Raw genomic sequence first — 21,848 nt, 5'->3', positions numbered from 1 at the left:
AATCTCTTTCGGGTGACTCAGAACTTGCCTCGGCCTTGGGTCACGTCGGTGAACGCTGGGACGAGCACCTGCGGACCGTCCCGGGCCGCAGGCACAGTGCGGCGCCTGCCACAACCCGGTCGGGGACTGGCAGGCGCCGCGTCGTCCGTACGCCCTTGTACGGAAGTTCCGAAGGAAGCTACACCGTCAGCGCGCGGTCCGTGGGGCGGACCGGGGCGTGGAGGGTGCTGGACTCGCCGGTGAGGTAGCGGTCGACGGCCTTGGCGGCGGAGCGGCCTTCGGCGATGGCCCAGACGATGAGGGACTGACCGCGGCCGGCGTCGCCGGCGACGTAGACGCCGGCGACGTTGGTGGCGTAGTCGCCGTCCCTGGCGATGTTGCCGCGGGCGTCGAGTTCCACGCCGAACTGCTCGACCAGGCCGTTCTCCCGGTCGACGCCGGTGAAGCCCATGGCGAGGGTGACCAGTTGGGCGGGGATCTTCCGCTCCGTTCCGGGCTTGGGCTCCAGCTTGCCGTCCACCATCTCGACCTCGACCAGGTGCAGCCACTGCACGTTGCCGTCCTCATCACCCTCGAAGTGGGTGGTGTTGACGGAGTAGATCCGCTCGCCGCCCTCCTCGTGTGCGGAGGTCACCTTGTAGAGCATGGGGAAGGTCGGCCACGGCTGGCGGGCCGGGTCCCGCTCCTCGCCCGGCTTGGGCATGATCTCCAGCTGGGTGACGGAGGCCGCGCCCTGCCGGTGTGCGGTGCCGACGCAGTCGGCGCCGGTGTCGCCGCCGCCGATGACCACGACATGCTTGCCCTCGGCGGTGATGGGGGGCGTGACGAAGTCGCCCTCCTGCACCTTGTTGGACAGCGGCAGGTACTCCATCGCCTGGTGGATGCCGTTCAGCTCGCGGCCGGGTACGGGCAGGTCGCGTGCCGTGGTGGCGCCCGCGGCGATGACGACCGCGTCGTACCGCTTGCGCAGCTTCTGCGCGTCGATGTCGCGGCCGATCTCGACACCGGTGCGGAACTTGGTGCCCTCCGCGCGCATCTGCTCGATACGGCGGTTGATGTGCCGCTTCTCCATCTTGAACTCGGGGATGCCGTAGCGCAGCAGTCCGCCGATGCGGTCGGCGCGCTCGTAGACGGCGACCGTGTGGCCGGCCCGGGTGAGCTGCTGGGCCGCGGCCAGCCCTGAGGGGCCGGAGCCGATGACGGCGACGGTCTTGCCGCTCAGCCGCTCGGGGGGCTGCGGGGTGACGCCGCCGGTCTCCCACGCCTTGTCGATGATGGAGACCTCGACGTTCTTGATGGTGACGGCGGGCTGGTTGATGCCCAGCACACACGCCGACTCGCAGGGCGCGGGGCAGAGGCGACCGGTGAACTCGGGGAAGTTGTTGGTCGCGTGCAGCCGCTCGCTCGCGGCCTCCCAGTCTCCGCGGTAGGCGTAGTCGTTCCACTCGGGGATGAGGTTGCCCAGCGGACAGCCGTTGTGGCAGAAGGGGATGCCGCAGTCCATGCAGCGCCCGGCCTGCTTGCTGATGATGGGCAGCAGGGAGCCGGGTACGTAGACCTCGTTCCAGTCCTTGACCCGCTCCTCGACCGGGCGGGTCTCGGCGACCTCGCGGTCGGTGTTCAGGAAGCCCTTGGGGTCAGCCATTGGTCGCCGCCTCCATCATCTTCTCGTGGGTCTCGGACTCACTGAGCCCCGCTCGCTCGGCGGCGTCCTTGGCGGCGAGCACAGCCTTGTACGTGGCGGGCAGGACCTTGCTGAAGCGGCTGAGCGCTCCGTCGGGTCCGTCCCAGTCGGCGAGGAGCTTGGCGGCCACGGTGGAGCCGGTCTCCTCCTGGTGGCGGCGCACGATCTCGTGCAGCCACGCCTTGTCGTCGTCGGTCAGCTCCTCGACGGCGCCGCGCAGTCCGGCGTTGACGTTGGCCAGGTCGAGGTCGATGACGTAGGCGGTGCCGCCGGACATTCCGGCGCCGAAGTTGCGGCCCGTGGTGCCCAGGACGACGGCCGCGCCGCCGGTCATGTACTCGCAGCCGTGGTCGCCCACGCCCTCGGAGACGACCAGTGCGCCGGAGTTGCGGACGCAGAAGCGTTCGCCGACCCGGCCGCGCAGGAAGATCTCGCCGCCGGTGGCGCCGTAGGCGAGGGTGTTGCCCGCGATGGCGGAGAACTCGGCCAGGTGGTCGGCGCCCCGGTCGGGGCGGACGACCAGGCGACCGCCGGAGAGGCCCTTGCCGACGTAGTCGTTGGCGTCGCCCTCCAGCCGCAGGGTGATGCCGCGCGGGACGAAGGCGCCGAACGACTGGCCGGCGGAGCCGGTGAAGGTGATGTCGATGGTGTCGTCGGGCAGTCCGGCGCCGCCGAACTTCTTGGTGACCTCGTGCCCGAGCATGGTGCCGACGGTCCGGTTGACGTTGCGGATCGCGACCTGGGCGCGGACGGGCTCCGCCTGTTCGGCGGTGTCGGCCTGCAGCGCGTCGGCGGCCAGCTTGATGAGCTGGTTGTCGAGCGCCTTCTCCAGTCCGTGGTCCTGGGGGACGGCCTGGTGCAGCACGGCGCCCTCGGGCAGCTCGGGCACATGCAGCAGCGGTGCCAGGTCGAATCCCTGGGCCTTCCAGTGGTCCACGGCGCGCGAGGTGTCGAGGAGTTCGGTGTGCCCGATGGCCTCGTCCAGGGTGCGGAAGCCCAGTTCGGCGAGGAGTTCGCGGACCTCTTCGGCGATGAACCGGAAGAAGTTGACGACGTACTCGGCCTTGCCGCTGTAGCGCTCGCGCAGTACCGGGTTCTGGGTGGCGATGCCGACGGGGCAGGTGTCCAGGTGGCAGACGCGCATCATGACGCAGCCGGAGACGACCAGCGGCGCGGTGGCGAAGCCGAACTCCTCGGCGCCCAGCAGCGCGGCGATGACCACGTCGCGGCCGGTCTTGAGCTGGCCGTCGGTCTGCACGACGATCCGGTCGCGCAATCCGTTGAGCAGCAGTGTCTGCTGCGTCTCGGCCAGGCCCAGTTCCCAGGGGCCGCCCGCGTGCTTGAGCGAGGTGAGCGGGGAGGCTCCGGTGCCGCCGTCGTGTCCGGAGATGAGCACGACGTCCGCGTGCGCCTTGGACACGCCCGCCGCGACCGTGCCGACGCCGACCTCGGAGACCAGCTTCACATGGACGCGGGCTGCCGGGTTGGCGTTCTTCAGGTCGTGGATGAGCTGGGCGAGGTCCTCGATGGAGTAGATGTCGTGGTGCGGCGGGGGCGAGATGAGGCCGACGCCGGGTGTGGAGTGCCGGGTCCTGGCCACCCACGGGTAGACCTTGTGGCCGGGCAGCTGGCCGCCCTCACCGGGCTTGGCGCCCTGGGCCATCTTGATCTGGATGTCGTCGGCGTTGACGAGGTATTCGGAGGTGACGCCGAACCGGCCGGAGGCGACCTGCTTGATCGCGGACCGCCGGGAGGGGTCGTAGAGCCGCTCGGGGTCCTCGCCGCCCTCACCGGTGTTGGACTTGCCGCCGAGCTGGTTCATGGCGATGGCCAGCGTCTCGTGCGCCTCCTGGGAGATGGAGCCGTACGACATGGCGCCGGTGGAGAACCGCTTGACGATCTCGTCGGCGGACTCGACCTCCTCGACGGGGATCGAGGGGCGGCCGCTCTTGAAGGAGAACAGGCCGCGCAGCGTCATCAGCCGCTCGGACTGCTCGTCCACCCGCCGGGTGTACTGCTTGAAGATGTCGTAGCGGCGCTGGCGGGTGGAGTGCTGGAGGCGGAAGACGGTCTCCGGGTCGAACAGGTGGGGTTCGCCCTCGCGGCGCCACTGGTACTCGCCGCCGATGTCCAGCAGCCGGTGCGCGGGCGCGATGCCGGAGGAGGGGTACGCCTTGGCGTGCCGGGCGGCGACCTCCTGGGCGATGACGTCGAGGCCGGCGCCGCCGATCTTGGTGGTGGTGCCGTGGAAGTAGCGGTCGACGAACTCCTCGTCCAGGCCGACGGCCTCGAATACCTGCGCGCCGCGGTAGGAGGCGACGGTGGAGATGCCCATCTTGGACATCACCTTCAGCACGCCCTTGCCCAGCGCGTAGATCAGATTGCGGATGGCCTGCTCGGGTTCGAGCCCTTCCCCCGAATCGGTCGCCGAGGTGCCCCCGGTGCCGGGCAGGAAGGTACCGGCGCGTACCAGGTCCTCGACGGACTCCATGGCCAGGTAGGGGTTGACCGCGGCGGCGCCGTAGCCGATGAGCAGCGCCACGTGGTGCACCTCGCGGACGTCACCGGCCTCCACCAGCAGGCCCACCTGGGTGCGCTGCTTGGTGCGGATGAGGTGGTGGTGCACGGCGGAGGTGAGCAGCAGCGACGGGATCGGCGCGTGCTCGGCGTCCGAGTGGCGGTCGGACAGCACGATGAGCCGGGCCCCGGATTCGATCGCCGCGTCGGCCTCCGCACAGATCTGCTCGATACGGGCCGCGAGGCCGTCCCCTCCTTCGGCGACGCGGTAGAGCCCGGAGAGCGTGGCGGACTTGAAGCCCGGCAGGTCGCCGTCGGCGTTGATGTGGATGAGCTTGGCCAGCTCGTCGTTGTCGATGACGGGGAACGGCAGCGTCACGCTGCGGCAGGAGGCCGCGGTCGGGTCCAGCAGGTTGCCCTGCGGGCCCAGCGGCGAGTGCAGCGAGGTGACCAGCTCCTCGCGGATCGCGTCCAGCGGCGGGTTGGTGACCTGCGCGAACAGCTGGGTGAAGTAGTCGAAGATCAGCCGGGGCCGCTCGGAGAGCGCCGCGATGGGCGAGTCGGTGCCCATCGAGCCGATCGGCTCGGCGCCGGTGCGGGCCATCGGGGCGAGCAGGACGCGCAGCTCCTCCTCGGTGTAGCCGAAGGTCTGCTGGCGGCGGGTGACCGAGGCGTGGGTGTGCACGATGTGCTCGCGCTCGGGCAGGTCGGCCAGCTCGATGAGGCCGGCTTCCAGCCACTCCTGGTACGGGTGCTCGGCGGCCAGCTGCGCCTTGATCTCGTCGTCCTCGATGATGCGCTTCTCGGCGGTGTCCACCAGGAACATCCGGCCGGGCTGCAGGCGGCCCTTGCGCACGACCTTCGCCGGGTCGATGTCGAGGACGCCGACCTCGGAGGCGAGGACGACCAGCCCGTCGTCGGTGACCCAGTACCGGCCCGGACGCAACCCGTTGCGGTCGAGAACGGCGCCGACCTGGGTGCCGTCGGTGAAGGTGACGCAGGCGGGGCCGTCCCAGGGCTCCATCATGTTCGAGTGGTACTGGTAGAAGGCCCTGCGCGCGGGGTCCATGGAGTCCTGCGACTCGGCGCTCTCCCAGGCCTCGGGCACCATCATCAGCACCGAGTGCGGCAGCGAACGCCCACCCAGGTGCAGCAGCTCCAGCACCTCGTCGAAGGTCGCCGAGTCGGAGGCGCCCTCCGTGCAGACGGGGAAGATCCGCTCCAGGGTCTCGTGGCCCCCGTCGTGCTCGCGGCTGAACAGCTCGGAGGCGAGCTGCGACTCGCGGGCGCGCATCCAGTTGCGATTGCCCTGCACGGTGTTGATCTCACCGTTGTGCGCGACGAACCGGTAGGGGTGGGCCAGCGGCCAGCTCGGGAAGGTGTTGGTGGAGAAGCGCGAGTGCACCAGCGCGATGGCGGTGGCGAAGCGGCGGTCCGACAGGTCGGGGAAGAACGGCTCCAGCTGCCCGGTCGTCAGCATGCCCTTGTAGACCAGGGTGCGGGCGGACAGCGAGGGGAAGTAGACGCCGGCCTCGCGCTCGGCGCGCTTGCGCAGCACGAACGCCAGCCGGTCGAGGGCGATGTCGCTGCGCTGGCCGGCTGTGTCGGCGACGAACAGCTGGCGGAACGTGGGCATGGTGGCGCGGGCGCCGGGGCCCAGCAGTTCGGGAGCGACGGGCACCTCGCGCCAGCCGAGCACGGTCAGCCCCTCCTCGGACGCCAGCGTCTCGATGTGCGAGACGGCGGCCGAGGTGGCCTGCGGGTCGTCCTCCTCGTGCGGCAGGAAGGCGGTGCCCACGGCGTAGGAGCCCGGCTCGGGCAGGGCGAAGGGGACGTTCTCGCGCAGGAAGGCGTCGGGGACCTGCAACAGGATGCCGGCGCCGTCACCGGTGTCCGGGTCGGAGCCGGTGGCGCCCCGGTGCTCGAGGTTGCGGAGCACGGTCAGCGCCTTTTCGACCAGCTGGTGGCTGGGCTCGCCGGTCAGGGTCGCCACGAAGCCGACGCCGCAGGCGTCGTGCTCGTATCGGGGGTCGTACATGCCCTGCTTGGCAGGGCGGTGGGCGGCCCAATCCGCTGTAGGCACAGCACGCATCGGCTCTCCCGTCGTCTCGTGGCAGTGGTACGTACCGAGGGACGACGTTGGCCCTCATATGGCAAAAAGATCGTGCAGAAATTTTCGTGCAGGTTACATGGTGGCGGACTTCCCGGAAAGTGGAAGACGCATCTCACCATGCGAACGCGGGCGCGACTGTGTCAGCGCGCCGACGCGGGATGGTCCTTATGGGACCGGAGGAGTCCTGCACAGAGGGTTCGGGGTGGGTGGCCCCGGGTGATGAGCGGCTTTGACTCGCGCGCAGGCGTCGTTGCCGGCGGCGTTACGGACTACTGCCCAGCGCCACGCGAGATGAAACCGCCGGGTAACACGCGGATCATGCAGCCACCCCTTTCGGAGCGCCATGAACCAGGTCACAGCGCCCGTACTCCGCATTGCGACGGACAGGCAGGGGCGCCCCCTCAGCAGCGCGAGGGCTACCGCAGCCGCACCGGCAACGACTCCAACTCGTTCTGCGTGAGAACGGGACGATTGCGGATCTCCGTGACCGGGACGGCCGGCGAAAGCCCAGGAAACCGCTCGAACAGCGCCGGGAGGGCAACCAATGCCTCCAGCCGGGACAGTCCGGCGCCGGGGCAGATGTGCGGGCCGTGCCCGAAGGCGAGGTGCCGGATGGGCGCGGGGCGCCGTACATCGAAGCAGTCCGCATCCTGACCGTGCTGCTCCCGGTCCCTCCCGATGGCGCGGTAGGACATCACCACCCCTTCCCCCGTACGGATGACGACGCCGGTCTGCTCGACCTCGATGTCCGAGGTCGCGAACCGCATCAGGAGGTGGGTGGAGGGCGACTCCCACCGCAGCGTCTCCTCGATGACCGCCTCCCAGCCGACCTCGCCGTCGAGCACGAGCTGCAGCTGGTCCGGATGGGTGAGCAGCGCCCGTACCGCGCACAGGATCAAGGTCACCGTGGTCTCGTGCCCGGCGGCGACCATGGCCTCCAGGTTGCCCCGCACCTCCTCGGGGGTCAGCGGCTCACCGCCCTCGTCGGCGAGGATCAGGGCACTGGTGAGGTCGTCGCCCGGGGTGGCGGTCTTGTGCCGGACCATCTGCGCGTAGAGGTCGTCCAGCTCCTGGATGACGGCCAGCCGCTCGTCCTGCGGCGTCAGCATGGAGAAGAACGCCTCGTAGAGCTGGTGCAGCCGTGGCTCCAGCTCCGGGTCGACGCCCATCAGGGAGCAGACGACCGACATGGGCAGTGGCTGTGCGAACGCCGATTTCAGGTCGACGGGCTCCTCGGGCGCCCGGGCGGCGTGCGCCTCCAGCGCGTCCAGCAGCCGACCGGCGATCCCTTCGACGACGGGCCGGATCCCCTCCAGCCGACGCGGGGTGAGGGCCTGGGCCGTCTTGACGCGCAGCCGCCGGTGCTCGGCGCCGTCCACGGTGAACATCGAGCGGCCCGCGTCGACCATGCCGATCAGCGGCCAGCTCTCGTCGATCTCGCCGCTGCGCCACAGGTTCCAGCGGGTGATGTCCTTGACCAGCCGGGTGTCGGTGAGCAGCTTGCGCGCCTGGGCGTGGGTGGTGACGGTCCACACCTCGGCGCCCATGAGGTCGATCCGGGCGAGCGGCCCGGCGGTCCGCAGCGCCTCGGTCTCCTCGGCGAGCGCGCCGACGAGCGGATCGATGGCGATCGGGCACCCCGGGGAGCCGGGAGCCGCTCCCCCACCCGCCGGGCATCTGCCGGACGCCGCCCCGCCGCCGGGAAGGGCGCCGTTTGCCGTGGTCGGTGCGTTCCCGTTCATCAGCGTCCTCCGTACGGGGGTGTGGTGGCGAACCGGACGGGGAGCACCGTCATGCCGCGCAGAAAGGGCGAGGGGCGACGGGCCAGCGCGCGGGGCGCTACGGCCAGTTCGAGGTCCGGGAGGCGGTCGAGCAGCACCTCGATGCCGGTTCGGGCGATGATCTCGGCGAGCTCCTGTGCCGGGAAGGGGCACTGGTACTCGCCGTGGCTGAAGGCGAAGTGGGCGAAGTTGCTGTTGCGCAGGCCGTTCGCGCTGTGCGGGGTGTGTGCCGCCGGGTCGCCGTTGGCTCCGGCGAGACCGAGCAGCAGCATGTCGCCCCGGGCGATGGTGCGGCCGCCCAGCCGGGTGTCGCGCGCGGCCCAGCGGCCGGCGAGGATCTGGGTGGGGGTGTCCTCCCACAGCACCTCGTTCATGGCCTCCGGGATGCTGTGGCGACCACCGGTCAGCGAGGCGGCGAACCGGTCGTCGGTGAGCATGAGGCGCACCGAGTTGCCGATCCAGTCGGCCGTCGGCAGGAAACCGGCGGAGGTGAGGGCCATCAGATTGAGGACGTACGCCTCGTCGGTGAACTCCTCGGGGTGGGCCAGCATGGCGGAGAGCGCATCGGGGCCCGGCGCTGTCTGCTTGCGGGCGACCAGCCGTGACATGAGGGCCAGTGCGTGCTCGAACCCGGCCAGCGCGTCGGGCCCGCCGTCGGCCATGTCGGTGAGGGAGCGGATCAGCTCGGGCCCGTCGGAGTCGGGGAAGCCCAGGATCCGGGCGAGGGTGAGCAGCGTCAGCGGTTTGGCGTAGGCGGAGACGATCTCGGTTTCGCCCACGGCGCAGAAGCTGTCGATGAGGCGGTCGGCCATCTCCTCGGTGGTGCGGCGCAGTCCGATCCGGTCCACGCTCTCCAGCGCGTACTGGACCATCGCCAGATGGCGGCGGTGCTCCTCGCCGACGGTGAAGTAGACCGAGGGCTGCCGGGTGCCGATCATCGGGCGCAGCGGCCAGTCCTCGGGGAGGGTGTCCCACTGGTTCCACAGCCCCTGGTCGCGGGGGAAGAGCACCGGGTCGGCGGTGACCTGGTACAGCTCGCGGTAGCCGATGACCAGCCAGGCGGGGACGTCGCCGGGGAGGGTGACGGGGACGACGGGGCCATGGTCGCGCCGCATGTCCCGGTAGACCGCCTCCAGGTCGGTGTGGAACCGGGGGCCCATCAGCGGGACCGGCCCCGGGGCGGTGCCGCCGCCCGCGGACGCGGGGCAGGCCCGGCCTTCCGGAGTACGGGGCTCCGAGTCGGGTGGGCCGTGTGCGGCGGCCGGCCGGTAGGGCTGGGGCTGACTGGTCACGGTCGTAACTCCCCTTTTGGCTGCGGCACTTGACGTTCGCAGGTGTCACTTAGTGCCCAGCCTAGGGCTGTTCACGATCAGAGGAAGGCCGTTCTCGACGATCGGGGGCACTCGTTCCGCCCACAACTGATCGCCCAGCGACCCGCCTTGGGACCGCGAACATCCGGCGTGCACGACCCCTTGACGTACGGGAGGCCCGGCCCCACTATCTGTAAACGTTTTCAGTCGCTGTAAAGGTTTACAGCCGATTCCCGGCCACTACCGCGAAGGGGCGAGCAGTGATGCCTGAGGGCGGACCACCGACCATCGTGTCCATCGCGGAACGGGCGGGCGTCTCGATCGCCTCGGTCTCCCGGGTCCTCAACGGCGTCGGCGCACGCCCGGAGACCGTACGGCGGGTCGAGCGGGCGGCGGCCGAGCTCGGCTATGTGCCCAACGCCGTGGCCCAGTCCCTCAAGGGCGGCCGCACCAAGCAGCTGACGTTCGCCATGCAGGACATCGGCAACCCCGTCTACGTCGCGATGGTCCGGCAGATCCAGGCCGTCACCAGGGCAGCCGGCTACCGGCTGCTGCTGCACTCGACCGATGCCGTCCTGGAGGAGGAACTGGCCGTCGTACGCAGCCTCGGTGACCGCACCAGCGACGGGCTCATCCTGTGCCCCATCCGCATCACGCCCGAACATATCGAGGTGCTCAAGTCCGCCGCGGGCCCGGTCGTCGTCATCGGATCGCTGCCCGGCGACGTACCGGTGGACGCCGTCGCCGCCGACTCGGTGACCGGCGCCCGGCTGGCCGTCACCCACCTCGCGGAGACGGGCAGAGAGCGCATCGCCTTCCTCAACGGCCCGCTGGACACGGTGCCGGGACACAACCGCCGCCAGGGCTACCTCAAGGCGCTGGCGGACCACGGCATCGTGCCGGAGCCCGCGCTGGAGCGCGCCACCTCCTTCGGACTGGCGGCCGGCCGCGCGGCGATGCTGGACCTGCTCGACTCCGGCGCCGCCCCGGACGCCGTCTTCTGCGCCAACGACCAACTCGCGCTCGGCGCCGGGCAGGCCGCGCACGAGCGGGGGCTGCGCATACCCGAGGACCTGGCCCTCGTCGGCATGGACGACAGCGAACTGGCCCGCGCCGGCTGGCCTCCGCTCACCAGCGTCGACCTGGGGTCGGAGGAGCGCGGCCGGACGGCGGCCCGGATGCTGCTCGAACGGCTCGCCCAGGACGCCACGGCGGCGCGCCGGATCACCACCGCCCCGCGGCTCGTCGTGCGGGCCTCCTCCGCGTCGCGGAGAGGCTCCGCCTCATGAGCGGCACCCGGCATGAGGGTACCGCCCTGCTCGAAGAGCTCGGAGGAGCACCCGCCGCCCGCAAGCGTCGGACAGGGACACCCCCTCCCCGCACGCCAGCGGCCCGCAAGCGGCTGCTCGGGCTGGACCATGGCGCCTGGTTCCTGCTGCTGCCCGCGCTGCTCCCCATCCTGGTGCTGAGCGTGGGACCGCTGCTGTACGCGGTCTCGCTCTCCTTCACCGACGCACAGGCCGGGCGCACCGTGCGCACCGACTTCGTCGGCGTGGCCAACTTCGCCGATCTGCGCAGGGACTCGCTGTTCTGGGAGTCGTTCCGGATCGGCCTGGTGTGGGCCGTGTCGGTGACCGCGCTGCAACTGCTGCTGGCTCTCGGGCTCGCGCTGCTGCTCAACCAGAACCTACGGTTCCGCTGGCTGGCCCGCACCCTGGCGCTCGTCCCCTGGGCCATGCCGGAGGTCGTCGTCGGTGTCATGTGGCGGCTCGTCTACCACCAGGACGCGGGCATCCTCAACAAGACGCTGCGGCAGCTGGGGATGCTCGGCGAGGGCTCGGGCAACATCGACTGGCTGACCAACATCTCACTCGCGCTGCCCGCCGTCATCCTCGTCGGCGTCTGGGCGGGCATGCCACAGACCACCGTCGTCCTGCTGGCCGGGCTGCAGAACGTGCCCCACGAACTGACCGAGGCGGCACAGTTGGACGGAGCCGGAGGGTGGCGGCGGTTCGCCGCGGTGACCTGGCCCGCGCTCAAGCCGGTGGCGCTCGCCATCACCGCGCTCAACTTCATCTGGAACTTCAACTCCTTCGGGCTGGTGTATGTGCTCACCCAGGGCGGCCCGGGCGGGCAGACGCGGCTGCCGATGCTGTTCGCCTACGAGGAGGCGTTCAAGTACGGGCAGTTCGGCTATGCCGCCGCGATGGGCGTCGTGATGATCGCCGTGGTCGCCGTGTTCCTCACGGTGTTCCTGCGCAAGCGGCTGAAGGGCTCCGAGGAGGAGGCGGTATGAGCGCACCGAGCACCGGCGTCACCCGTGGTGGCGCCCCGCCCGCCGGGCGGCGGGCCCGGCGGTTCGCGGGCCGCACCGGACAGTACGCGGCGCTGCTGGCCTATCTGATCTTTCTCGCCTTCCCGCTGGTGTGGCTGCTGTCCACGTCCTTCAAGTCGCCCACGGAGCTGGGGAAGATCGACCCGACCTGGATTCCGCAGCACCCCACCCTGGAGAACTTCCGCTCCGCCTTCGAGGCGCAGCCGCTGGCCCGCTCGGCGCTCAACAGCCTGATCGTGGCGAGCGGCGCGACGCTCGTCTCGGTCGTGATCGCGGTGCCCGCCGCCTATGTGCTGGTCAGGCACCGCTCCAAGGTGGGCGGCGCCGCGAACGGCTGGGTGCTGGTCAGCCAGATGTTCCCGTTCGTACTGGTGATCATCCCGCTGTTCCTCGTGCTGAAGAACCTCCACCTGATCGACTCGGTGGGCGGGCTGATCATCGTGTACGTCGTCTGGAATCTGCCGTTCGCGCTGTGGATGCTCCAGGGCTATGTGCGCGCGGTGCCCGTCTCGCTCGAAGAGGCGGCCGCGGTCGACGGAGCCGGCCGGCTGCGCATCCTGCGCAGTGTCGTGCTGCCGCTGCTGGCACCGGGGCTGGTGGCGACGCTGATGTTCTCCTTCGTCACCGCCTGGAACGAGTTCTTCTTCGCCCTCGTGCTGCTCAAGTCCCCGGAGAACCAGACGATGTCCGTCATCCTCACCCGCTTCCTCGGCGCCGAGGGGGTCGCCGATCTGGGTCCGCTGGCCGCCGCCTCGGTGCTGGCGACCGTCCCGAGCCTGCTGTTCTTCGCACTGCTCCAGCGGCGGCTCGCCGCCGGGATGCTGGCAGGGGCGGTGAAGGGCTGATGCGCCGCAGCACACCCACCGCCCGCCCGGCCGTCGCGGCCCTGCTGGCCTGCACACTGCTCGCCTCCTGCGGGGGCGGTGACGGGGACGACGCCGCCGGCACCGTCACCCTCGACTACTACAGCCTCGCCTGGCAGAAGGAGTCCGTCGCGGCCAACAAGAAGCTGGTCGCGCAGTGGAACAGGACGCACAAGAAGGTGAAGGTCCGCTATGTGCAGGGGGCCTGGGAGAGCGTCCACGACCAGTTGCTCACCTCTTTCGAGGGCGGCGAGGCGCCCGACATCATCCACGACGACGCCAGTGACCTGACCGACTTCGCCTACGGCGGCTACCTCGCCGATCTGCGCCCGTATCTGCCGAAGGCCACCCGCGCCGCCATCCCGCAGCCCAGTTGGGAGTCGGTGACGATGAACGGCGGCCGCGTCTACGGAGTGCCATTCCTCCAGGAGCCCCGGGTGATCATTGCCAACCGGAAGCTGCTGGAGCGCTCCGGCGTGCGCATACCGACGGCGGCCAAGCCGTGGACCTGGCGCGAGTTCGAGCGGGTCGCCGAGAAGCTGACCCGCGACAAGGACCACAACGGCAGACCGGAGCGGTACGGCACCGTGTGGACGATGAAGGAGCCGGTCAAGCAGACGGTCAACCTGGCGCTGTCCACCGGCGGGAAGGTCTTCACCAAGGAGCGGACGGACGACGGCACCAAGAACGTGGTCCGCTTCGCGGCGCGGGACTCGGCCATCAGCCGGCTGATCCGCCGCCAGGTCGAGGAGGACCGGACGGCGCCCAGGAGCGGACTCGGCATGGGCGGCTCCGACGCGCTGCCCGGCTTCTTCGCCGGTCGCTACGCGATGGCCCCGCTCAACTTCTCCTACCGGCAGCAGGTGCAGCAGCAGGCCCCGGACGGTTTCGAGTGGACCGTGCTGCCCCTGCCCCGGGGCGAGCGTCCCGGCGAGAACGTCCAGGGCGTCGTCCCGCAGACCCTCTCGGTGGCGCAGGAGAGCCGGCACAAGCAGGCCGCGGCCGACTTCGTGGCCTATATGACCACGCCCGAGCACCAGGTCGAACTCGCCACGGGCGACTGGCTGCTGCCCACCGCCACCGAGGCGCTGAAGGACCCGGCCGTCAACCGGCGCGAGGACGGCTGGCACACCGGCGCGCGGACGGCCCGCACCCTGCGGCCGTCACCGACGCTCGGCGTACGGGGTTACGCCGAGTGGTCGGACAAGGTCGCCACCCCCGCCTTCCAGCGCTACTACAACGGCGACACCGACCTGGGGACGCTGCGCGACTCCCTCGTCGACGACGGCAATCTCATACTCAACCGCTACCAGCGCTAGGGCACGCACGGCACGCACAGAAAGAGCAGCGCATGAGCGCCGAGCACTCGGCCGCAGCACCGACCGCACCACCGCCCTCTCCTCCCTCACCCACACCAGCACCCACACCCGTACCGGTACCCGTCCCAGCAACCGCCACCGCGACCGTCCCCACCCATCCCCTCGCCCCCTCCCCCATCGATCGCGCCCGGGGAGCCCTGGTCGGGCTCGCCGTCGGTGACGCACTCGGTGCCCCCGCCGAGAACATGAAGCCCTCGCAGATCCGCGAACGCTGGGGCCGGATCGAGGGGTTCGTCCGCGACGACCCGGCCGGTACCGACGACACCGAGTACGCCATCTTCTCCGGGCTGCTGCTGGCCGAACACGGCTCGGCCCTCTCGGTCGCGCACGTGGAGGCCGCCTGGCACCACTGGATCGCCGACCTGGAAGGGGACGGCGCGGGCTCCTTCCGCGGCGCGGGATTCAGCGAGCGCGGCACCCTGGAGAACCTGCGCCGGGGCCTGGCGGCGCCCATCTCCGCACAGCACCGGCACGCCTGGAGCGACGGACTGGCCATGCGCGCCGCGCCGTTCGGAGTCTTCGCCGCGGGCCGGCCGGCCGAGGCCGCGCGGCTGGTGTCCATCGACGGCACCGTCAGCCACGAGGGCGAGGGCATCTACGGCGGACGGGCCGTCGCGGCCGGGGTGGCCGCCGCCATGGTGAGCGACAGTCCGGGCGCCGTGGTCCAGGCCGCGCTGTCGGTCGTCCCCGAGGACGCCTGGACCTCCCGGTCCCTGCAGCGGGCCGTGTCGGCGGCACGGCGCGCCCCGCTGCGGCCGAACGCCACCCGGTTGAGCGTCGAGCGGGCGGTGCGCTCCTCCGTCGTCATCGGCGGCTACCCGTGGACGGATCTGGCGCCCGAAGCCATCGGACTGGCCTTCGGCGCCTTCACCACCGCACGCGGGGACTTCACCGGCTCGGTGCTCACCGCCGTCAACATGGGGCGCGACGCCGACACCACGGCGGCCGTCGCCGGGGCGCTGGCGGGCGCCCTCCGCGGCGAGTCGGCCATCCCCGCGCAGTGGGCCGCCGCGATCCGTCCGGCCCGCGGCAGCTGTCTGCCCGCCATGGCCGGGCGGCACGTCCGCGACATCGCCGACCGGCTGGCCCCCGTCCACGACGCGCGGGACGCCTCATGAGCTGCGTCACCGCCGCGCCGCGGCCCACCGGCCCGCCCGGTGGTGACGGTGCCGGGCGGATCGAGGGACTGCTGCTGGGGCTGGCCGCCGGGGACGCGGCGGGCTGGCCCTCCGGGCGGCACCGCGCGGCCCGGCTGCCGGACTGGACGCGCAGACTCACCCGCGAACTCGACACGTTCGCCGAACAGAACGCCACCACGACGCTGCCGGTGCCCATCGCGCTCAACCAGCCGCCCGAGCCGCTGCGGCTGGGCCCGTCCGACGACGCGGAGTGGGCGGCCTTCACCGCACACGCCGTGCTGTCGGCCGACGCCGCCGGCCACAGCGACCTCACCCCCGACCAGCGGGTGCGCGCGGCACTGACCCTGGCGTGGAACGCGCTGGCCGACGAGGTCGCGGCGGCGGCCGAGCAGGCCGAGGAGATCGAGTCGGCACAGATCCCGCTGCGGGCCCGGATCTCCGTACGCGCCGGTCTGGGCAACCTGGCCGCGGGGCTCAGACCGCCGGCCACCGGCCACGACAACCCGCACTACTTCGACGACGCCGCGTGCGTACGCGCCGCCGTACTGGCTGTCGTCCACCCCGGCGACCCCGCCTCGGCGGCGGCGCTCGCCGAGTTCGACGCCCGCTACTCCCAGGACGACGACGGGGTGCACGGCGCCCGTGCGATGGCCGCGGCCGTCGCGGTGGCGCTGGCCGGCGGCCGGACCGGTGCCTGTGTACAGGCGGCGCTCGACCAACTGCCGGAGGGCACCGAGATCCGCCGCAACACGCTGCACGCCGTGCGGCTGGCGCGCCACGCGCTGCGGGAGAACGCCTCGGGGCCCGGCAGTGCCTTCGCGCTCGTCCCCGTCCTGGAGCACGAGATCGTCGACCACGTCTACAGCTACGGCATCGCCGCCGCCGAGACCGTGCCCGTGGCGCTCGCCGTGGCGACCGCCGCGCGGGGCTCGCTCAGCGCCGCCGTACCCGCCGCCGCGTGTCTGTCCCGGGTGGCCGACTCGGCGCCCGCGCTGACCGGAGCGCTGGCGGGCGCGCTCGGCGGCTGCGGCGCGGTGCCCGCCTCCTGGCGGGACAGCTGCCGGCAGCTGTCGGGCTGCGCGCTGCCGCAGTTCGCCGGCACCGATCTGGTGGAGACCGCACGGCGGCTGGCCGCCCACCATCTGCTCCCGGTCCCGGCCGACGCACCACCGGACCCCGCCACGCCCCTCGCCCCGGAAGGACCACTGGAATGAGTTCTGCTCCCGCACCGAATGGTGCGCTGCCCTCGCTGGAGGAGCGCGCCGTGGGCTGCCTGGTGGGTGCCGCTGTCGGCGACGCGCTGGGCGGCCCGGTCGAAGGCTGGACCCCGGAAGCCATCGCCGAGCGGCACGGCGGCCGGGTGAGGGGCATCGTCGAGCCGTTCCACAAGGACCGGTGGCGGACGGCCCGGCCCATCGCGCCGTACCACAAGGGTGACGGGCACGTCACCGACGACACCCTCATGACGCACGCCCTGGTCCGCGTCTACGAGACGGTGCGCGACCATCTGGACGCGTACGCCGTCGCCGACCATCTGGTGCCCGACCTCATCGGCTCGCCCCGCTGGATCCCCGAGCTGGAGGCGGAGGCGCTGCTGCTGCAGCGGATCTTCCTCGCCGAGAAGTGGCTGGTGGCCCGGCTGCACTACGGCCATGTCGACCCCCGTGAGGCGGGGACCGGCAACATCGTCAACTGCGGGGCGGCGATGTACATGGCGCCGGTCGGGGTCGTCAACGCGGGCAACCCGGACGCCGCCTACGGGGAGGCGCTGGATGTGGCGGGGGCCCACCAGTCCTCGTACGGGCGGGAGGCGGCCGGGGTGTTCGCCGCCGCCGTGGCCGCGGCGCACCGGCCGGACGCCACCCCCGAGTCGGTCGTCGAGGAGTCGCTGCGGCTCGCCAAGGACGGTACCCGTGCCGCCATAGCCGCGGTCTGCGGGACGGCCGGACGGTACGACGACTGGGAGGCGGCGCTGGCCCCGCTGCGGGAGGCCGTCGCCCCCTTCGACACCGTGGGCGCCGACTACCGCAACCCGTCGCTGGGTGCTCGCCGACCCTCGCGGCTGCACGCCATCGAGGAGCTGCCGATAGCGCTCGGCATGCTGCTGGTCGGCGCCGGTGACTACCGGGCCACCGTGCTCGGCTCCGTCAACTACGGGCGGGACTGCGACTCCATCGCCTCGATGAGCGGCGCCCTGGCCGGCGCCCTGCGCGGCGGGGCCGCCGTCCCCGCCGAGTGGAGCGAGCGGGTCGCCGCCGCCAGCAGACTCGATCTGCACTCCCCCGCGGTGTCGCTGGCCGCGGTGGCCCGCGAGGTGTTCGCCCGGGACGTGGCGCGCAGGCGGGCCCACGAGGCGGCGTTCGAGGCGCTGGGAGGGGGGCGATGAGCGGCGGCGCACCGGGCGCTGAGGGCTCCGGCAGCGCGCCCGGCACGGCGAAGGCCGCCGCGCTGCGCCTCACCTGGGTGCAGCCCGAGGACCTGCTCGGGCACGAGCTGCGGCAGGCGGCCGAGGACGGGCGGGACGCCTCGGCGGTCGAGCGGCGCTGGCTGGCCGCGGGAGGCGGGCCGGCGCCGGAGCACGCCGGTGCGTCCGCCGGTGGGGCCGATCCCGGACTGCGGTCGCTCGCCGAGGAGTTGCTGGACGAGTTGGCGCGGCTGGAGAGTCCGTCGGCCACGGACGAGCCGACCGGTCTGGAGGCGATCCGTGCCGCCTGCCCCGACTGGCCCACCGGCCGCCACGCGGTGCGTCCCGGGCTCGAAGGCCGGCTGCACGCCGCCTGGTCGGGCCGGGCCGCCGGGTGCGTGCTGGGCAAGCCCGTGGAGAAGGTGTCGCTGGCGGGCATCAGGGCGCTGGCCCGGGCCACCGGGAACTGGCCGCTGACCGGCTGGTTCACCGCGCGCGGGCTCGATCCGGCGACGGCCGCCGCACATCCTTGGAACCGCCGCTCGGCCGCCGACTCGCTCGCCGAGAACATCGACGGGGCGCCCGAGGACGACGACCTCAACTACCCGCTGCTGGGCATCCTGCTCCTGGAGCGGTACGGCCACGGGTTCGGCACCCCCGACGTGGCGCGGCTGTGGCTGGACGAGCTGCCGGCCGGCCGTACGTTCACCGCCGAGCGCGTGGCCTACCGGAATCTGCTGGCCGGGATCGAGCCGCCGGATACGGGAACGTACCGGAACCCGTTCCGGGAGTGGATCGGCGCCCAGATCCGCGCCGACATCTTCGGCTGGACCCACCCGGGCGACCCCGGGGCCGCTGCCGAGGCCGCATGGCGGGACGCGGTGCTCACCCATACCGCCAACGGCGTCTACGGCGCGATGTTCGTGGCGGCGGCGCTGGCCCGTGCGGCGGGTGGGGGCCCGGACGTCGACGTGGACGCCTGCCTGGCGGCGGGGCTGTCCGTGGTGCCGCCCGCCTCCCGGTACGCGGCCGCGGTGCGCACCGGCGCCGCCGCGGCGCATGCGGCCCGGGACGGCGGCGTGGCCGGGTTCGAACCCGTGGTCGACGAGCTGCACGAGGCGTACGGCGGCCACCACTGGGTCCATGTGCTGCCCAACGCGGCGCTGGTGGCAGCGGCCCTGACCCATGCGCGCGGCGACTTCGACGGTGCCGTGCGCCGGGTGGTGTCGGGCGGCTGGGACACCGACTCCAACGGGGCGACCGCCGGGTCCCTGACCGGGCTGCTGGCGGGCTCCCCCGCCGCGCTGCCCGCCCGCTGGACGGACCCGCTGCACAACCGGCTGGCGACGAGCGTCGGCGCCCTGGACGGCATCGGCTTCGACGCGCTGGCCTCCCGCACGGCCGCGCTGAGCGTGAAAGGAGCACCGCACCATGTCTGACGGCACCTCATCAGCCGCGCCGCTCGACCGGCTCCGCGTCCTGGACTGCGCCACCCTCTTCGCGGGGCCGCTGGCGGCCACCATGCTCGGCGACTTCGGCGCCGAGGTCATCAAGGTCGAACACCCGCACAAGCCCGACCCGTCCCGGGGGCACGGCCCGAGCAAGGACGGGATCGGCCTGTGGTGGAAGCTGCTGGGCCGCAACAAGAGGACCATCGCCCTGGATCTGTCCCGCGCCGAGGGGCGCGACGTACTGCTGAGGCTCGTCGCCGGGGCGGATGTCGTGGTGGAGAACTTCCGCCCCGGCACCCTGGAGCGGTGGGGGCTGGGCTGGGAGGAGCTGTCCGCGGCCAACCCGCGGCTCGTGCTGGCCAGGGTGACCGGCTTCGGCCAGTTCGGCCCGTACGCGCACCGCCCCGGATTCGGCACCCTCGCCGAAGCGATGAGCGGTTTCGCGGCGCTCACCGGTGAGCCGGACGGGCCGCCGACCCTGCCACCGTTCGGCCTGGCGGACTCGATCGCCGCGCTGTCCACCGCGTACGCCGTCATGACCGCGCTGGCCGGCCGGGAGCGCACCGGGCGGGGCCAGGTGGTGGACATGGCCATCATCGAGCCGATGCTGACCGTGCTGGGCCCGCACCCCGTCTGGTACGACCAGCTCGGCTACGTCCAGCCGCGCACCGGCAACCGGTCGGCCAACAACGCGCCCCGCAACACCTACCGCACGGCCGACGGCCGGTGGGTCGCGGTCTCCACCTCCGCGCAGTCCGTGGCCGAGCGGGTGCTGCGGTTGGTGGGACACCCGGAGTTCCTGGCCGAGCCGTGGTTCTCCACCGGTGCGGGCCGTGCCGCGCACGCGGCGGAGTTGGACGAGGCGGTCGGCGGCTGGATAGCCCGCCACGACCGCGAGGAGGTGCTCCGCGCTTTCGAGGAGGCCCAGGCCGCCGTCGCCCCCGTCTACGACATCCGCGACGTGCTGGCCGACGAGCAGTACCGCGCCCTGGGCTCGATCACCGAGGTCGAGGACGAGGAGCTCGGCACCGTGGCGATGCAGAACGTCCTCTTCCGGCTCTCCGAGACGCCCGGCGGAATCCGCTGGGCGGGCCGCGGGCACGGGGCCGACACCGACGAGGTGCTCTCGGGTCTCGGTCTGACGAGGGAGCAGATCGACACGCTGCGGGAGGCAGGTGTGGTGCGGTGAAGTCCTCCCCGGCGGCCCCGGCAGCGCACACCACCGCAGCGCTCCCTTCCGGGGCCCCGGCGACCTGGCTGACCTGGCTCTATGTTCCCGGGGACCGGCCCGAGGTGGTCGCCAAGGCGCTGCACTCGGGCACCGATGTGGTGCTGGTCGACCTGGAGGACGCCGTCGCGCCCGAGCGCAAGGCGTACGCCCGTGCCGCCACCGCGGAACTGCTGGCCGACGGCCCGCCCGGCCCGGTCCCCGTCCATGTGCGGGTCAACGCCCTGGACGGTCCCCTCGCCGAGGGGGACATCCGCACGCTGGCGCCCCTGCCGGGGCTCGCCGGGCTGCGGCTGCCGAAGGTGACGGGCGCGGACCAGCTGCGGCACGCCGTCGGCTGGGTGCCGTCGGTGGACGACGTACCGCCGCTGTACGCCCTGTTGGAGTCGGCACTGGGTGTGGAGTACGCCTTCGAGATCGCCACCGGGCACCCCGCGGTGGACGGCATCGCCCTGGGAGAGGCCGATCTGCGTGCCGATCTGGGAGTGCCGAGCGGCTCGGCCGGCGGTCTGGAGTACGCGCGGGGGCGGGCGGTGGTCGCCGCGCGGGCCGCCGGGCTGGCGCCCCCGCCCCAGTCGGTGTACCCCGACGTACGGGACACCGAGGGGCTGGCCCGCGACTGCGCGGCGGGGCGGGCGCGCGGGTTCCTCGGGCGGACGGCGATCCATCCGCGGCAGCTGCCCGTCATCGAGGAGGCGTACCGGCCCAGCGCGCAGGAGGTGGCGGCGGCGGAGGAGATCGTGACGGCCGCCGCCACGGAAGCGGGGGCGCTGGCGCTGCCGGACGGGCGCTTCGTCGACCCGGCTGTCGTCGCGGGGGCCCGCCGCACACTGTCGCTGGCGCGCCGCCGCTGACCCGTCCGCCGTCCGGCTATCCGACCGCGACCCCGAACAAGGCGCCCAGCCCGTAGGTGACCGCGGCCGCGGCGGCGCCCAGGCCCAGTTGGCGGGCGCCGCTGAACCACCAGCTGCGGGCGGTGACCCGGGCGACGACCGCCCCGCACACGAACAGCCCCGTCAGCGCGAGCAGCACAGCGGGCCACAGCGCGGTGGTCCCGAACAGGTAGGGCAGCACGGGCAGTACGGCGCCCAGGGCGAAGGACAGGAACGAGGAGACGGCCGCGACGGTAGGCGAGGGCAGCTCGGCGGGGTCGATGCCCAGCTCCTCGCGGGCGTGTATCTCCAGCGCCTGCTCCGGGTCGCGGTGCAGCTGCTTGGCGACCTTCATGGCCAGTTCGGCGTCGACCCCGCGCGACTCGTACAGGGCGGCCAGCTCCTTGACCTCCTCACCGGGGCTGCGGCGCAGCTCGCGCCGCTCGATCTCCAGCTCGGCCTGGACCAGTTCGCGCTGCGAGGCGACGGAGGTGTACTCCCCGGCGGCCATCGAGAAGGCGCCGGCCGCGAGCCCGGCGAGACCGGCGATGACGATGGTCTGCGAGGAGGCGGCACTGCCCGCCACGCCGGTCATCAGACCGAGGTTGGAGACCAGCCCGTCCATCGCGCCGAAGACGGCGGGCCGCAGCCAGCCGCCGTTGACGTCGCGGTGGGTGTGGTTGTCGCGGTGTGCGACATGGGTCGGGTCGGTGACTCCGGCATGGGACATGGCCGGTACGGCTCCTTCGCTTCGAACTGCAGGCGGGCGGGG

15 protein-coding genes are annotated in these 21,848 nt (G+C 72.4%); 10 read left to right on the top strand and 5 right to left on the bottom strand.

The window, feature by feature from the left end:
• Window positions 1-178: 178 nt before the first annotated feature.
• From JW613_RS06650 to JW613_RS06635, 4 genes are all read right to left on the bottom strand, one after another.
• On the bottom strand, window positions 179-1,645 hold the full coding sequence (locus tag JW613_RS06650; protein ID WP_209209763.1) for a glutamate synthase subunit beta: 1,467 nt from the start codon (window positions 1,643-1,645) through the stop codon (window positions 179-181).
• Window positions 1,638-6,239 (bottom strand): glutamate synthase large subunit, encoded by a 4,602-nt coding sequence (gltB, locus tag JW613_RS06645; protein ID WP_245225144.1) that lies wholly within the window; start codon window positions 6,237-6,239, stop codon window positions 1,638-1,640. The genes JW613_RS06650 and gltB overlap by 8 nt, the downstream gene beginning before the upstream one ends.
• Window positions 6,240-6,730: 491 nt before the next feature.
• Entirely contained in the window at window positions 6,731-8,056 is a 1,326-nt protein-coding gene (locus JW613_RS06640) for a cytochrome P450 family protein (RefSeq protein WP_209209761.1), read from the bottom strand.
• A complete protein-coding gene (locus JW613_RS06635) occupies window positions 8,056-9,255 on the bottom strand; it encodes a cytochrome P450 (RefSeq protein ID WP_209209993.1) in 1,200 nt (399 codons plus the stop codon). Before JW613_RS06635 ends, JW613_RS06640 begins: the two co-directional genes overlap by 1 nt.
• Window positions 9,256-9,668: 413 nt before the next feature.
• On the opposite strand from JW613_RS06635, the gene JW613_RS06630 reads away from it, so the two are divergent.
• Genes JW613_RS06630 through JW613_RS06585 form a run of 10 tightly spaced genes read left to right on the top strand, consistent with a single transcriptional unit; the run spans window position 9,669 to window position 21,058 of the window.
• Window positions 9,669-10,694 (top strand): LacI family DNA-binding transcriptional regulator, encoded by a 1,026-nt coding sequence (locus JW613_RS06630; protein WP_209209760.1) that lies wholly within the window; start codon window positions 9,669-9,671, stop codon window positions 10,692-10,694.
• Window positions 10,691-11,701: a carbohydrate ABC transporter permease gene (locus JW613_RS06625; RefSeq protein ID WP_209209759.1), complete on the top strand. Its 1,011-nt coding sequence runs from the start codon at window positions 10,691-10,693 to the stop codon at window positions 11,699-11,701. The genes JW613_RS06630 and JW613_RS06625 overlap by 4 nt, the downstream gene beginning before the upstream one ends.
• Entirely contained in the window at window positions 11,698-12,585 is an 888-nt protein-coding gene (locus JW613_RS06620; RefSeq protein WP_209209758.1) for a carbohydrate ABC transporter permease, read from the top strand. Before JW613_RS06625 ends, JW613_RS06620 begins: the two co-directional genes overlap by 4 nt.
• The gene (locus JW613_RS06615) at window positions 12,585-13,922 is read left to right on the top strand and encodes an ABC transporter substrate-binding protein (RefSeq protein WP_209209757.1); all 1,338 of its coding nucleotides are present in this window, start codon (window positions 12,585-12,587) and stop codon (window positions 13,920-13,922) included. The genes JW613_RS06620 and JW613_RS06615 overlap by 1 nt, the downstream gene beginning before the upstream one ends.
• 32 nt (window positions 13,923-13,954) lie before the next feature.
• On the top strand, window positions 13,955-15,100 hold the full coding sequence (locus JW613_RS06610) for an ADP-ribosylglycohydrolase family protein (protein WP_209209756.1): 1,146 nt from the start codon (window positions 13,955-13,957) through the stop codon (window positions 15,098-15,100).
• Window positions 15,097-16,335, top strand: coding sequence for an ADP-ribosylglycohydrolase family protein (locus JW613_RS06605; RefSeq protein ID WP_209209755.1), 1,239 nt, complete (start codon window positions 15,097-15,099; stop codon window positions 16,333-16,335). The genes JW613_RS06610 and JW613_RS06605 overlap by 4 nt, the downstream gene beginning before the upstream one ends.
• A complete protein-coding gene (locus tag JW613_RS06600; protein WP_209209754.1) occupies window positions 16,332-17,507 on the top strand; it encodes an ADP-ribosylglycohydrolase family protein in 1,176 nt (391 codons plus the stop codon). The genes JW613_RS06605 and JW613_RS06600 overlap by 4 nt, the downstream gene beginning before the upstream one ends.
• Window positions 17,504-18,964 carry an ADP-ribosylglycohydrolase family protein gene (locus JW613_RS06595; protein ID WP_209209753.1) on the top strand — a complete coding sequence of 487 codons (1,461 nt, stop codon included), beginning with the start codon at window positions 17,504-17,506 and terminating at the stop codon, window positions 18,962-18,964. The genes JW613_RS06600 and JW613_RS06595 overlap by 4 nt, the downstream gene beginning before the upstream one ends.
• Window positions 18,957-20,165: a CaiB/BaiF CoA transferase family protein gene (locus tag JW613_RS06590; protein ID WP_209209752.1), complete on the top strand. Its 1,209-nt coding sequence runs from the start codon at window positions 18,957-18,959 to the stop codon at window positions 20,163-20,165. The genes JW613_RS06595 and JW613_RS06590 overlap by 8 nt, the downstream gene beginning before the upstream one ends.
• The gene (locus JW613_RS06585) at window positions 20,162-21,058 is read left to right on the top strand and encodes an HpcH/HpaI aldolase/citrate lyase family protein (protein WP_209209751.1); all 897 of its coding nucleotides are present in this window, start codon (window positions 20,162-20,164) and stop codon (window positions 21,056-21,058) included. Before JW613_RS06590 ends, JW613_RS06585 begins: the two co-directional genes overlap by 4 nt.
• Before the next feature lie 16 nt (window positions 21,059-21,074).
• Here JW613_RS06585 and JW613_RS06580 read toward each other — a convergent pair whose 3' ends face one another.
• Window positions 21,075-21,806 carry a VIT1/CCC1 transporter family protein gene (locus JW613_RS06580; RefSeq protein ID WP_209209750.1) on the bottom strand — a complete coding sequence of 244 codons (732 nt, stop codon included), beginning with the start codon at window positions 21,804-21,806 and terminating at the stop codon, window positions 21,075-21,077.
• Window positions 21,807-21,848: the final 42 nt, after the last annotated feature.

The organism is Streptomyces smyrnaeus, assembly GCF_017676345.1.
Taxonomy (GTDB): domain Bacteria; phylum Actinomycetota; class Actinomycetes; order Streptomycetales; family Streptomycetaceae; genus Streptomyces; species Streptomyces smyrnaeus.
This window is presented reverse-complemented; position numbering and strand designations above follow the sequence as displayed.